We start from the raw sequence: 12,946 nt of genomic DNA, 5'->3' as shown, positions 1-12,946 counted from the left end.
GGCGCGTGGTTGCTCGCTAAGGGGCGCGTGCGGCACCACGCACGCTCCTACGTACGGGGGAAGGATTTCAGGCCAGTTGTTCCAGGGCGTTCACCAACAACCCAACTTCCGCCGGCGTCGTGCTGAACCCCGGCGTCACCCGAATGCACGGCCCGCACGCCGAGCCGTTGCGGGCCACGGTGAACAGGTTGAATTCCTTCAGCAGTCGCTCCGCCATGACGGCCTGATCGCTGTGCCGGGTGAAGCGGAACGAGGTGATGCCGCAATACAAGCGCGGGTCATCCGGGGTCATCACTTCGATGCCCGGCATCCGCCGCGCTGGCGCTACCCAGAGATCTCGCAGGTAATTCAGCCGCGCGCCTTTCACCGCGGCGCCGCCGGCCGCCCGGTGTTCGTCGAACACCGTCGGCAGGGTCAGCCAGGCGGGGATGTTCGGCGTGCCGTACGGCGCCCGTGAGCGGATGTCGGCCTGTGGATAACGCAATTCGCCCATGTCCGGGTCGATGGCGTCGATCTTGTCGGGAGCGATGTAGACCACGCCGAGGCTCAGCGGCGCGCCGATCCATTTCTGCAAATTGAAGCCCGCCAGTTCGATACCCAGTTGCTCCAGGTCGAAGTCGATCTGGCCGAGGGCGTGGGCGCCGTCGAGGATCACCTCGACGCCGAATTCGCGGGCGCAGGCCGCGATGGCCTGGACCGGCATCACCAGCCCGGTGCGGTGGGTGACGTAGGTCAGCGGCATCAGGCGAATGCGCGGATGCCGTTCGAAGGCGTCGCGGTAGCTCTGCACGAGGTTCTCGAACGTGGCCGGATGCGGGTGGCGGATCTCGATCAGTTCCAGGCCGCGCTGGCGGGCCAGCCAGCGCATGGCGTTCTGCACGCTGTCGTATTCCTGGTCGCTGACCAGCAATTGGTCGCCAGGCTGCAGGCGGTTGTAGTTGCGGATCAGCGATTGCAGCGCGGCAGAGGCGCTCTGGGCGATGGCGACGGTCTGGTCCGGTACGTCGAGCAGTTCGGCGACGGCGTCGCGGATCTGCACGCTGCCGATCTGCTCGAAGTGCTGGCGCACCGGCAGCGAGTTGCAGCGGTTGATGGCGTCGATGTGCTGTTGATAGGTCTGCGCGACGGTGCGGGTCATGCGCCCGAAGTAACCGTATTCCAGGTTCACGGGGCCGGGCTCGACGTCGTATTTCGCGGCGATGCGCTGCCAGTAGCCCTCATCACGGGCCAGAAGGGAGGGCGTGGATGAAGGCAGGTCGTGCATGCGCGTTCTCGCTGTTCAGGGGCGGGGGCGGGGGTGCTTTTTACGCAGGGGTTCGAGCAGGTCGGACAGGCCGTTGTGGTCGACCTCGTGCATCAGCGCCAGCAGGCCGCCGAGTTCGCCGTGGGGAAAACCCTGGCGGGCGAACCAGTTCAGGTAGGGGCCGGGCAGGTCGGCGATCAGCCGGCCCTTGTACTTGCCATAGGGCATTTCGCGGGTGACCAGCAGTTCGAGGGTTTCGGGATTCATGGCGCACGGCAAAGACTGATGAATGGCCGGACGATACAGGCAATCTGCATGAAGGCCAAAGGACAGTTCATGCAGAAAGCGCGGGTACAGTTTTTTGCTATTCGCTCAAGCGGTTGATAACAAAGGAGATTTGCAGATCGTCAGGTCTGGCACGAAGGCTGCGTTATCCATGGGGAACATCCCTCATGCAAAAGGAGCCGTGTCATGACCGATACCAACAAAGAAGTCATTTCTGTCCTCAATGACCTGATCGAATTCAGCAAGGATGGTGAGAAAGGCTTCAAAACCAGTGCCGAAGACGTCAAGAACCCCGAGCTGAAGGCATTCTTCGTGCAACGTGGCACCGGCTGCGCCGATGCCGCCGCCGAACTGCAGCAACATGTGCGCAGCCTGGGCGGTGACCCGGAAACCTCCACCAGCCTCAGCGGTGACATGCACCGTGGCTGGGTGAACCTGAAATCCATGGTCACCGGCAAGGACGAGGAGGCGGTGCTGAACGAAGTCGAACGTGGTGAAGACCATGCGCTCAAGGCCTACAAGGAAGCGCTGGAAAAACTCGCCAAGATCGCTCCGGCGTCGGCTGCCTACTCCTTGGTCGAGCGTCAATACCACGGCGTGCAGCGCAACCATGACCAGGTAAAAGTGCTGCGCAACAGCGCTCGCGCCCGCTCCTGAGTCGCGACACCCGCGCGCTCTCCATGCCCCGTCGGCCATTGGCCGGCGGGGCATTTTCGTGTCAGGCGCTGGCCAGCTTCGGCGCTTCGACGCGGTTGCGGCCGTTGCGCTTGGCCCGGTACAGCGCCTCGTCGGCGCCGGCCATCAACTCGCCCAGGCTCAGCGCGCTGCCGGGAACGTGGATGCCCACGCCGACGCTGATGCTCACCGGTTTCTCGTCATCGCCATAAGGCGCCAGGGCCTGCACGCTGAGGCGGATGCGCTCGGCGAGAATCATCGCGCCGTGCAGGTCGGTGTCCGGCAGCACCGCAACGAACTCTTCGCCGCCGTAGCGCGCCGCCAGGTCGGTGGGGCGCAGCAGGCTGCAACCGATGGCGTGGGCCACGCGCCGCAGGGCTTCGTCGCCGCCGTGATGGCCGTGGCGTTCGTTGAAGCCGCGGAAATGATCGACGTCGATCATCAACACGGCGATCGGCCGCTGGTTACGCTGCGCCCGGGCCCATTCGCGGCGTAGCACCTGGTCGAGTTGGCGGCGGTTGGGCAGGCCGGTCAGGCTGTCGGTGGCCGCGAGTTCGGACAGGTTGCGTTCAGCGCTGTGCCGGCGGCGCAATTCGCGGCCGAGCATCAGGCTCAGCCACAGAATGCCGATGCACAGCACCCCGGTGGCGGCGCTGACCAGAATCGCGGTGCGTTTCCAGGCGCTGTAGACCTCATCCTCCGATTGCGTGACGACCAGCACCAGTGGCAACTCGGCGACCCGGGCGAAGGTATACAGGCGCGGCCGGCCGTCATGCCCGGACGGCGCGCTGAAGCTGCCGCTGCCCTCGGCCAGCAGGCGCTGGAAGTTCGGTCGCGCGGCGAAATTGCTGCCGATCGGGTCGCTGGAACTGGCGCTCGGCCCGGTGGCGTGGCGCGCCAGCAACTGGCCGTCGGTGTTCATCAGGTTGATGCTGCTGTCGTGGCCGACATCCAGGCGCCGGAACACATCGTTGAAGTGCGACAGGCGCAGGGCACCGCCGGCGACGCCGGCGAAATCGCCGTCGGCGTCCTCGATCCGCCGGCTGAAACTGATGCACCAGTCCAGATCACCGAGGCGCGCCTTGAACGGCGGGCTGATAACCATGCCCAGGTCGGGGTTGCGCTTGTGTTCCTGGAAGATCGGCGTGTCGGCGAAGTTGGCGCTGCGCGGTGTGCTGCTGGTGGAGTCGGCGGCTACGTTACCGTCGCGGTCGAGCCAGAGGATGTCGCCGCGCACCGGGCTGCTGAAAGCCTGGTTGAACAGCACCTGCTGACGCATGTCTGGCGGAATGCCGAGCAGTTCCGGGTGTTGCACGGCCCAGATCAGGCTTTGCAGGGACAGGTCGTAGAGCTCGACATTACGAATGATGTCGGTCTCCATCAACTTGACGATATTGCGCGCCGAGCGAGTGGCGGTCTGCTCGACATTCATCCGTTCGCGCAGCAACAGGAAGGTCACGATGGCGACGATAGCCAGCACGGCCAGACAACTGCCCAGGTTCAGGATCAACTCCGGATGCGTCCGGTACAGGCCGGCACGCGGGGGCGTGGTGTGCGCGTTCATGGTCGCGAAGGTGTTCTGACCGTCAGGTTGGGCCGGGAAACGGGTAGAACCTGGCGTCGGAAGCAGTCTGGACTGTTCCGAGGACGGGTTCTGGCGATGGAAATCGATCACAACCGCGCACAGGGGGGCTGCGCGGCGGCGGGTATTCTAGGTGGGGGCGAATTGTAGGACAAGAATTTAGTGCGCAAGGCAGATGTGCGGTCGTGGGTGAGTCTTTGGACCTGCGTTGCGGCCATCGCGAGCAAGCTCGCTCCTACAGAGAGGCAGTGAACCCCTTGCTCGCGATGGTCGCGACACAGACCCAACGTCAGCCATCAGGTCAGAAGATATTCACCGGATAGTCGACGATCACCCGGTACTCGTCGATGTCGTTATCCACATGCGAGTAACCCTGGCTGCCGCGATGGCTGGCCCAGCGCAGGCGCACGCTGAGGTCTTTGAGCTGGCCTTCCTGGAAGGCGTAGGCCAGGTCGACATCGCGTTCCCAGTGCTGGGCGTTCTTGCCGTCTTCGCTGTACCAGCGGCCATAACCGCTGCTGTCGGCATCGGCTTTGCTCAGGTCCAGCTCGCCCTTGGAGTAAGACACGGCGGTGGTCAGGCCGGGAATGCCGACGCCGGCGAAGTCGTAGGCGTACTTGAGCTTCCACGAGCGCTCGTTGGGGCCGTTGAAGTCCGAGTAGATCTGCGAGTTGTCCAGGTACACGCTGTCGCCCTGGTTGATGTAGTCGAACGGCGTGTTGCCGTTGACCCGCTGGTACACCGCGGTCACCGCGTGGTAGCCGACGTTCACCGTGAAATGCAGGCTGTAGGTGTTGTTGTCGATATCACCCAGCAAGGCATTGCCGGTGTCCTGAGTGTGGTAGTAGTTCACACCCGGATTGAGGCTGACCAGCTCGTTGAGCTGCCAGGTGTAGTCGAGGTTGACGTAGTACTGGTTCCAGATGTCCTTCAGTTCGGCGGCGTAGACGCTGGTGCTCAGGCCGTTGACCGGGGTCCAGACTCCGCCGGCCCAGTTCAGGTGGCGGCTGTCGCGGTGGTCTGGCAGCGAGCCGTAGAAGGTGTCGATGCGGCGGTGGCCGCTCTGGTTGTACGGCTTGGTGAAGCTGGCCTGGCCGCCTTCGAGCATCAGGTTGTCGATGCTGGTGTTGGTCAGGCTGACGCCGCGGAAGGTCTGCGGCAGCATGCGGGTTTCACCGCCGGCGATCACCGGGTTGGTGAGGAACAGGTCGCCGGCGCGCAGCACGGTGTCGAATGCCCGGACTTTCACCGAGGCGCCAGCGCTGGAGAACTCGTCCGGCGCCTTGCCGTAGTCGTAGCCGTCTTTGCTCGGGCTGTTGATCGGCAGGATGCTCGACCCGGCAGTGCCGCCACCGCCGTCGAGTTTCAGGCCGAGCATGGCGTAGGCGTCGAGGCCAAAGCCGACGGTGCCCTGGGTGAAGCCGGATTCGAATTTGCCGATGAAGCCCTGGCCCCATTCGCGGTTGTCGCGCACACCGGGCAGCAGTTGGTTACGGCTCATGTAGTAGTTGCGGGCCAGGACATCGAGGCTGGCGCCTTCGACGAAGCCTTCGGGCTTGTCGTCGTCAGCCTGGGCGTGGAACGGCATCGTTGCAGCCAGCGCAACGAATAGTGGGGTCAAACGTGGGGTAATGGTCACCTTGATGAACTCCTTGAGGTGCTAATGGCGGCAGTTTTTATTCTGCGAAGCGGTATTTTTCTTGTTGGAAACGGGCCGTATTCCGGTACTTTTCACCAGGCGAAAAAAAGCCGCTGACAAGCAGCGGCTTTAAACGACAGGCGCGCGGGCAGATGCGCTGCCTGCGCGAACGTCGAGGGAGAAACAGGAGCGTCGAGCAGCGACTCAGCTATCTTTGCTGGCACTCGAATCAACCTTTGATGCGGTCTGCTCCGAGCCTTTCGCGGCGTCGTTCTGTTGCTTGGCGAACGCTTCGCGGGCCTGCTCCAGGGTCGCCTGGTGGCGTGCGGTCTGGGCGACGAAGGCCTGGGATTCTTCAGCCATGGCCAGAGGGGAAAGCAACACGGAAGACAGGACGAAAACGCTGGCAATACCCATGCTGTTGGACATTTCAAACAACCTTCTTGCAGAGCAAGTCTCTATTTGGTGCGGCTAAATTAATCGTTAGGAAGCGAACGAAAAAGCCGTATTTCAGAGATGGACTGTTGCGGAAAAAGTAACAGTCCTGAAAGGCCGCGGCCCAGAGCGTTTTCGGCTCAGGCCGGGAGAAGGATGCCGAAGGTGTTCGCGCCCGCCTGGCTGCGGACAAAGACGCTGCCGCCGTGCATGACGGCGATGGCCTTGACGATGGCCAGACCCAGGCCGTGATTGCCGCTGCCGCTGTTGCTGCGGGCGGCATCGACCCGGTAGAAGCGTTCGAACAAGCGTGGCAGGTGCTCGTCGGCAATCGCCGGGCCGGGGTTGCTGACAGCGATGCGCACCTGGCCGTCTTCGCTGTGGATAACCACATGGATCACCTGGCCCGGTTCGGTGTGTTGCACCGCGTTGTTCAGCAGGTTGATCAGCGCCCGGCGCAGATGGGCCTTTTCGATGCGTGCCTGGGCGTCGCCCTTCACCTCCACCCGCACCTGGGCGTCTTCGAGGATGTAGTCGAGGTAGTCGAGGGTGGTCGCCACTTCCTCGGCCAGCGAGGTGCTGATCAGTCCGGTGGCCTTGCTGCCTTGGTCGGCGCTGGCGAGAAACAGCATGTCGTTGATGATGCTGCGCAGCCGCTCCAGTTCTTCCAGATTCGATTGCAGCACTTCGAAGTAGTGCTCGGCGCTGCGTCCGCGGGTCAGGGCGACCTGGGTCTGGCCGATCAGGTTGGTCAACGGCGAGCGCAGTTCGTGGGCGACGTCCGCGTTGAAGGCCTCCAGCCGCGAGTAGGCCTGGTCGACCCGCTCCAGCGCGGCGTTGAAGGTCTGGGCGAACTGCTCCAGCTCCGGCGGCAGCGCCGAAACCCGCAGCCGACCGCTAAGGCGTGGCGGCGCCAGTTGCTGGGCTTCGGCGGACAATTCGCGCAGCGGTCGCAGGCCGATCCGCGCCACCCAGTAACCCAGCACCGAGGCCAGCAGGACACCCACCACCGCCAGGCTGACCAAGGCGATCAGCAGGGTGTGCTGGGTGTGCCAGAACGTCTCGGTGTCGATGCCGATGAGAAAGCGCAGCGGTGGGCGCTGCTCCAGCGCCGGCAGCTCGCTGAGCATCACTTTGTACGGGAAGGGATTGTCGGCCAGGTACAGGTCGCGCATCCCCGGTTTGCCTTCGGCGACGCGGCGGATGACCGCGTCGGGGTTGCCGTATTCGTAGTGGCTGTCGCTGCTGACCGCCCAGAAGCGGATGCGCCGGTCTTCCTCGCTGAGCTGGTCGAGCTTGCGGACCATCTTGCTCCAGTGGTCCGGGTTGCCGAAGCGCATCAGGCTCGACTCCAGCACGCTGAAGCGCGCCTCCAGCTCGGCCGAGGGCAGCAGGTCGAGGCTGCGGTCCACCTGTTTGTACAGCGCCCAGCCGATCAGCAAGAACACCAGCAGCGCCACCAGCGTGAACAGCGCGCTCAGGCGCAGCGCCAGGGAATTAGTTCGCGCGGTTTTCCAGGACATAGCCCATGCCTCGGATGGTGTGCAGCAGTTTGGTTTCGAACGGCCCGTCGAGCTTGGCGCGCAGGCGCTTGATCGCCACTTCGACGACGTTGGCGTCGCTGTCGAAATTGATGTCCCAGACCAGCTCGGCAATCGCCGTCTTCGACAGGATCTCGCCCTGGCGCCGGGCCAGCACGCTGAGCAGCGAGAATTCCTTGGCGGTCAGGTCGAGGCGTTGGCCAGCGCGGCTGGCCTTGCGGCTGATCAGGTCGACCCAGAGGTCGGCGACCTGGATTTGCACCGGTTCGTGGCCGCCGCTGCGCCGGGTCAGGGCTTGCAGGCGCGCCACCAGTTCGAGGAAGGAGAATGGCTTGCCGAGGTAGTCGTCGGCGCCTTCGCGCAGACCGTGGATGCGGTCTTCGACGCGCTCGCGGGCGGTCAGCATGATCACCGGGGTCTGCTTGCGCGCCCGCAGCGCGCGCAATACGCCATAGCCGTCGAGACCGGGGAGCATGACGTCGAGGACGATCACCGAGTAGTCACCCTCCAGCGCCAGGTGCAGGCCCTCGATGCCGTCTCGCGCCAGGTCCACGGTAAAGCCCTGCTCGGTCAGGCCGCGGTGCAGGTAGTCGGCGGTTTTTTCTTCGTCTTCGATAATCAGCACGCGCATGGTCGGCTCTCAATGGGCAATTGGCCGGGGCGCTTCGGCAGCGCGCTGGCGCCGGTGGAACAGGCGCTCCAGGGCCAAGTATATGACCGGGGTGGTGAACAGTGTCAGGGCCTGGCTGACCAGCAACCCGCCGACCACGGCGATGCCCAGCGGCTGGCGCAACTCGGCGCCGGCACCGGCGCCGAGCATCAGCGGCACGGCGCCGAGCAAGGCGGCGATGGTGGTCATCATGATGGGCCGGAAGCGCGTCAGGCAGGCGGTGTGGATCGCCTCCTCGGGACTCATGCCCTGGTTGCGCTGGGCGTCGAGGGCGAAGTCGATCAGCAGGATGCCGTTCTTCTTGACGATGCCGATCAGCAGCACCACGCCGATCAGGCCCATGATGGTGAAGTCCTGGCCCCACAGCCACAGCAGCGCCAGGGCGCCGAGGCCGGCCGGGGGCAGGGTGGAAATGATCGTCAGCGGGTGGACGAAGCTCTCGTAGAGCACGCCGAGGATGATGTACACCGCCACCAGCGCGGCGAGGATCAGCCAGGGCTGGCTGGACAGCGAACTCTGGAACGCCTGCGCCGCGCCCTGGAACGACCCGCTGATGGAGGCCGGCATGCCCAGTTCGCGCTGAGTCCGTTCGAGGATCGCCACCGCATCGCCGAGGGCGACGCCGGGCGCCAGGTTGAACGACAGGTTGGCGGCCGGGAACAGCCCGTCATGACTGATGGACAGCGGCCCGGTGCTCGGTGCGGCGACTTTCGCCACGGCGGCCAGCGGGACCATTTCGCCGCTCAGCGGCGAGCGCAGGTAGAAGGAGTTCAGGCTTTCGGCGCGGCCACGCTGGCGGGCGTCCAGTTCGAGGATGACCTTGTACTGGTTGGTTTCGGTCTGGAACTCGCTGATCTGCCGCTGGCCGAAGGCGTCGTAGAGCGCCTGGTCGATGTCGGTGGTGGTCAGGCCGAAGCGCGACGCGGCCTGTCGGTCGATCTCGATGCGGGTGACGCTGGCGCCCAGTTGCAGATCGTTGGACAGGTCGCGGAACGCCGGGTTGGCCTTCAGCCGCTCGGTCAGGCGCTCGGTCCAGAGGTTCAGCGCCGGGCCGTCGTTGCTCTTGAGCACGTACTGGTACTGGCTGCGGCTCGGGCCGGAACTGAGGTTGATGTCTTGGCCGGCGCGCAGGTAAAGCACCACCCCCGGCACCTTGGCCAGTTTCGGGCGCAGGCGGTCGATGAATTCGCTGGCCGAGACATCGCGGTCGCCGGGGTCCTTGAGGGAAATCCAGAAGCGGCCGTTGGCGATGGTCTGGTTGCTGCCGGTGACGCCGACGGAATGGGAGAACGCGCGCACCGCCGGGTCGGCTTCGATGATTTTGGCCAGCGCCAGGTGCTTGGCGACCATGTCCGGGTAGGAGATGTCAGCGGCGGCCTCGCTGGTGCCGAGCACGAAACCGGTGTCCTGCACCGGGAAAAAGCCTTTGGGGATGGCGATGTAACCCGCCACCGCCAGTGCCAGGCTGAGGCCGAAGATGCCGAGCATGGTTTTCTGGTGGGCCAGGGCCTTGTCCAGCAAGCGTTCGTAGCCGGCCAGCAGGCGCTCGCCGAAGCCGGGTTTCTGCGGTGTGTCATGCGTGGGCGCGTTCATGAACAGCGCACACAGGGTGGGCGCCAGGGTCAGCGACACCAGCACGGAAATCAGGATGGTGCTGGTGGCGGTCAGGGCGAACTCCTTGAACAGCCGGCCGACCACGCCTCCCATGAACAGCAGCGGAATGAACGCCGCCACCAGCGAGAAGCTGATGGACACCACGGTGAAGCCGATTTCCCGCGCGCCCTTGAGCGCCGCTTCGACGCGGCTGTCGCCGGCTTCGAGATGACGGTGGATGTTCTCCACCACGACGATGGCGTCGTCCACCACGAAACCCACGGCGATGACGATCGCCACCAGGGTCAGGTTGTTCAGGCTGAAGCCGAACAGGTACATCAACGCGAAACTGGCGATCAGCGAGACAACCAGCACCGCCGAGACGATCAAGGTCGCTGACCATTGGCGCAGGAACAGCGCCATCACCGCGATCACCAGCAGCACGGCGATGCCGAGGGTCATTTCCACTTCATGCAGCGAGGCGCGGATGGTCTGGGTGCGGTCTTGCAGGACCGAGACCTGCACCGTGCCGGGCAGCATTTCTTCCAGCCGCGGCAACGCTTCGTTGACCCGGTCCACGGTGTCGACGATGTTCGCTCCGGGCTGGCGGAAGACCACCAGGTTCAAGCCCTGCTGGTCGCCGGACCAGGCCTTGACGTAGGCGTTCTCCGAACCGTTGATGACCCGCGCCACGTCCTTGAGCTGGACCGGCGCGCCGTTGCGGTAGGAAACGATCAGTTGCGCGTACTGCTCGGGGTGGAACAACTGGTCGTTGGTGGCGAGCGTCGACACGCTGTCTGCGCCATACAGCGCGCCCTTGGCCAAGTTCAGGCTGGTCTGCTGGATGGCCAGGCGCAGGTCGGCGAGGGTCAGGCCGAGGGCGGCGAGTTTTTCGGGCTGCGCCTGCACGCGGATCGCCGGGCGCTGCTGGCCGGTGATGTTGACCAGGCCGACGCCGTCGATCTGGCTCAGTTGCCGGGCCAGCAGGGTTTCGGCGTAGTCGCTCAGCTCGTTGGCCGGCATGTGTTCGGAGGACATGGTGAGGATCAGCACCGGGCTGTCGGCCGGGTTGACCTTGCGCCAGGTCGGCGGGCTGGGCATGTCCTGAGGCAGTTTGGCGGCGGCGGTATTGATCGCCGCCTGGACTTCCTGGGCGGCGGTGTCGATGTTTTTGTCGAGGGTGAATTGCAGGATCAGGCTGGTGGAGCCCAGTGCGCTGCTGGAGGTCATCTGGGTCATGCCGGGGATGGCGCTGAATTGTACTTCCAGCGGCGTCGCCACCGACGAGGCCATGGTTTCCGGGCTGGCGCCGGGGAGTTGGGCACTGACCTGGATGGTCGGGAAGTCGGCTTCCGGCAACGGCGCCACCGGCAAGCGCGGGAAAGCCACCACGCCGAGCAGGACCAACGCGAAGGTCAACAACAGGGTCGCGATGGGACGGTCGATGCACCAGCCGAACAGGCCGCGGCGGCCATTGGGCAGGGCGGCGTTCATGGCTGCACGCTCGCATCGCTGCGGGCGACGTTTTCCGCGGGCGGCGCGGTGTCGAGGACTTCCACTGTGGCGCCGGGCTTGAGCCGCGACTGGCCGTCGGCGACGAGCCGGTCATTGGCGTCCACGCCGCTGATGACATTCAGCCGGCTGTCCTGATACAGCACCTTGACCGTCACGGCTTCGGCCTTGTCGCCGCTGATGCGGTAGACGAAATGCTGGTCAACGCCCTGGCGCACCACGCCCGGCGGCACCACCAGCGCGTCGCGCTCGACGCCGGTCTGCACCCGCAGGCTGACCAGTTGGCCGGGCCAGAGGCGGGCGTCGGCATTGCTGAACGTGGCCTTGGCCCGCAGGGTGCCGGTGCCGGCGGCGATCTGATTGTCGATCAGGCTCAGCCGGCCTTCGCCGAGCAGGGTGCCGCTGCTGTCGCCATCGCCTTCCAGGTACGCCTTGATCGGTGCGGGTTCGCTGCTGGCGACCAGTTGTTGCAAGGTCGGCAGCCATTGTTGCGGGACCGAGAACTCCACGGCGATCGGGTCCATGCGGGTCACGCTGAACAGGCCCTGGGTGTCGCTGCTGCGCACCAGATTGCCTTCGTCGACATTGCGGATGCCGACCCGGCCACTGACCGGCGACAGCACCCGGGTATAGGACAACTGCACTTCGGCGGCGGCGATGCTCGCCTGGTTGCCGAGGATGCTGGCGTCGAGCTGGTTGACCAGCGCCTGTTGCTGGTCGAGGGTCTGCCGCGAGATGCCGTTGTCTTCGCTGAGCAGGCGGTAGCGCTTGAGGTCCACCTGGGCCACCTGCAACTGCGCCTGGCTCTGTTTGAGCTGGGCCCGGGCCTGGTCGAGGCTGGCGCGGATGGCGCGGTCGTCGAGGGTTGCCAGCAGGTCGCCTTCGCGAACGGTCTGGCCTTCCTGCACGGCGATGCGCGTCAGTACGCCTTCCACTTGCGGACGAATCACCACGCTGTGCAGCGACTGCACGGTGCCGATGGCGCTCAGGTAACGCGGCACGTCCTCGCGCTTGACCGCGATCACGCTGACTGGAATGGCCGTGGGCTGGGTGGCCTTGACGGCGCGCGGGCGCTCGCTGACGAACCAGGCCGCGACGGCCAGGAGGACGATGGCAAGCAGGACAAGCAGCGTTCGGGGGCGGGTAATTCGCATGCGTCAAAGGTGCCGGGACAAGTGGGAGAGAGGGCTATTACGTTTATATAGATCAGACCGGGTCGGCAGCGTGACGGCTAGCTGTCACGGCTGTCAGTTAGCCGGGTCGCGGCGGACAGACGGTGATGGCAAAGGGCCGTAATGCTGCTCTGGATCAACGTCCGCGCAAGGGGTCGCCCGTAGTATTTCCGCCCTGCTTTATAACCCCCTCATCCGAACGACGAGCGCCTCTCGATGAAGAGCAATCTGCCTGTGACCGGTCGCAATGTGGATTACCGTGGTGACGCTAACATCCTTTCCACCACTGATCTCACCAGTGCCATAACTTACGCCAACGACGAGTTCATCAAGATCAGCGGGTTCTCCCGGGAAGAACTGATCGGGAGCGCGCATCATATCGTTCGCCACCCGGACATGCCTTCTGCCGCGTTCGAACACATGTGGGCCACCCTGAAAAAGGGCCGCTCGTGGATGGGCCTGGTGAAGAACCGCTGCAAGAACGGCGATCACTATTGGGTCAGCGCGTTCGTCTCGCCGATCACCAGCCATGGTGAGACGGTGGAATATCAATCGGTGCGCACCAAGCCGACCCGCGCCCAGGTGGCCGCCGCCGAGCG

10 protein-coding genes and 1 pseudogene are annotated in these 12,946 nt (G+C 64.8%); 2 read left to right on the top strand and 9 right to left on the bottom strand.

The window, feature by feature from the left end:
* Positions 1 to 67: 67 nt before the first annotated feature.
* Together NTD82_RS26415 and NTD82_RS26410 are read right to left on the bottom strand one after the other, a co-directional pair.
* Positions 68 to 1,255 (bottom strand): aminotransferase class V-fold PLP-dependent enzyme, encoded by a 1,188-nt coding sequence (locus tag NTD82_RS26415; protein ID WP_410017091.1) that lies wholly within the window; start codon positions 1,253 to 1,255, stop codon positions 68 to 70.
* 24 nt (positions 1,256 to 1,279) lie between these two features.
* Positions 1,280 to 1,510 carry a DUF3820 family protein gene (locus NTD82_RS26410; RefSeq protein ID WP_095158563.1) on the bottom strand — a complete coding sequence of 77 codons (231 nt, stop codon included), beginning with the start codon at positions 1,508 to 1,510 and terminating at the stop codon, positions 1,280 to 1,282.
* 204 nt (positions 1,511 to 1,714) lie between these two features.
* Between NTD82_RS26410 and NTD82_RS26405 the strand changes: the two genes are divergently transcribed.
* On the top strand, positions 1,715 to 2,185 hold the full coding sequence (locus NTD82_RS26405; protein WP_095158562.1) for a PA2169 family four-helix-bundle protein: 471 nt from the start codon (positions 1,715 to 1,717) through the stop codon (positions 2,183 to 2,185).
* A 61-nt stretch (positions 2,186 to 2,246) separates the two neighbouring features.
* On the opposite strand, the gene NTD82_RS26400 is transcribed toward NTD82_RS26405, so the two are convergent.
* The 7 genes from NTD82_RS26400 to NTD82_RS26370 all read right to left on the bottom strand — a co-directional run bounded on the left by NTD82_RS26400 (position 2,247) and on the right by NTD82_RS26370 (position 12,329).
* Entirely contained in the window at positions 2,247 to 3,767 is a 1,521-nt protein-coding gene (locus NTD82_RS26400; RefSeq protein WP_262130870.1) for a sensor domain-containing diguanylate cyclase, read from the bottom strand.
* Positions 3,768 to 4,086: 319 nt separating this feature from the next.
* Positions 4,087 to 5,373 (bottom strand): OprD family porin, encoded by a 1,287-nt coding sequence (locus NTD82_RS26395; protein WP_262130872.1) that lies wholly within the window; start codon positions 5,371 to 5,373, stop codon positions 4,087 to 4,089.
* Positions 5,374 to 5,628: 255 nt separating this feature from the next.
* The gene (locus NTD82_RS26390) at positions 5,629 to 5,853 is read right to left on the bottom strand and encodes a hypothetical protein (protein ID WP_262130868.1); all 225 of its coding nucleotides are present in this window, start codon (positions 5,851 to 5,853) and stop codon (positions 5,629 to 5,631) included.
* 146 nt (positions 5,854 to 5,999) lie between these two features.
* Complete coding sequence (locus NTD82_RS26385; protein ID WP_262130867.1) at positions 6,000 to 7,382, bottom strand: heavy metal sensor histidine kinase; 1,383 nt, start codon at positions 7,380 to 7,382, stop codon at positions 6,000 to 6,002.
* Entirely contained in the window at positions 7,357 to 8,031 is a 675-nt protein-coding gene (locus NTD82_RS26380; protein ID WP_095158558.1) for a heavy metal response regulator transcription factor, read from the bottom strand. The genes NTD82_RS26385 and NTD82_RS26380 overlap by 26 nt, the downstream gene beginning before the upstream one ends.
* 9 nt (positions 8,032 to 8,040) lie before the next feature.
* Complete coding sequence (locus tag NTD82_RS26375) at positions 8,041 to 11,157, bottom strand: multidrug efflux RND transporter permease subunit (RefSeq protein ID WP_262130866.1); 3,117 nt, start codon at positions 11,155 to 11,157, stop codon at positions 8,041 to 8,043.
* A complete protein-coding gene (locus NTD82_RS26370) occupies positions 11,154 to 12,329 on the bottom strand; it encodes an efflux RND transporter periplasmic adaptor subunit (protein ID WP_262130865.1) in 1,176 nt (391 codons plus the stop codon). Before NTD82_RS26370 ends, NTD82_RS26375 begins: the two co-directional genes overlap by 4 nt.
* Before the next feature lie 234 nt (positions 12,330 to 12,563).
* Between NTD82_RS26370 and NTD82_RS29505 the strand changes: the two are divergent.
* Positions 12,564 to 12,845, top strand: a pseudogene (locus NTD82_RS29505) (PAS domain-containing protein); the annotation flags it as partial.
* Between the last annotated feature and the right edge of the window lie 101 nt (positions 12,846 to 12,946).

The sequence above is a fragment of the Pseudomonas sp. 5P_5.1_Bac1 genome, from assembly GCF_025466015.1.
Taxonomy (GTDB): Bacteria; Pseudomonadota; Gammaproteobacteria; order Pseudomonadales; family Pseudomonadaceae; genus Aquipseudomonas.
The sequence above is the reverse complement of the archived record's forward strand: the minus strand, read 5'-3'. Positions and strand labels throughout refer to the sequence as shown.

Excerpts from the sequence above, each read along its gene's own strand:
- NTD82_RS26390 (WP_262130868.1), bottom strand. The coding sequence starts at position 5,853 with ATGTCCAACAGCATGGGTATTGCCAGCGTTTTCGTCCTGTCTTCCGTG.
- NTD82_RS26385 (WP_262130867.1), bottom strand. The coding sequence starts at position 7,382 with ATGTCCTGGAAAACCGCGCGAACTAATTCCCTGGCGCTGCGCCTGAGC.
- NTD82_RS26405 (WP_095158562.1), top strand. The coding sequence starts at position 1,715 with ATGACCGATACCAACAAAGAAGTCATTTCTGTCCTCAATGACCTGATC.
- NTD82_RS26375 (WP_262130866.1), bottom strand. The coding sequence starts at position 11,157 with ATGAACGCCGCCCTGCCCAATGGCCGCCGCGGCCTGTTCGGCTGGTGC.
- NTD82_RS26395 (WP_262130872.1), bottom strand. The coding sequence starts at position 5,373 with ATGCCGTTCCACGCCCAGGCTGACGACGACAAGCCCGAAGGCTTCGTC.
- NTD82_RS26410 (WP_095158563.1), bottom strand. The coding sequence starts at position 1,510 with ATGAATCCCGAAACCCTCGAACTGCTGGTCACCCGCGAAATGCCCTAT.
- NTD82_RS26400 (WP_262130870.1), bottom strand. The coding sequence starts at position 3,767 with ATGAACGCGCACACCACGCCCCCGCGTGCCGGCCTGTACCGGACGCAT.
- NTD82_RS26370 (WP_262130865.1), bottom strand. The coding sequence starts at position 12,329 with ATGCGAATTACCCGCCCCCGAACGCTGCTTGTCCTGCTTGCCATCGTC.
- NTD82_RS26380 (WP_095158558.1), bottom strand. The coding sequence starts at position 8,031 with ATGCGCGTGCTGATTATCGAAGACGAAGAAAAAACCGCCGACTACCTG.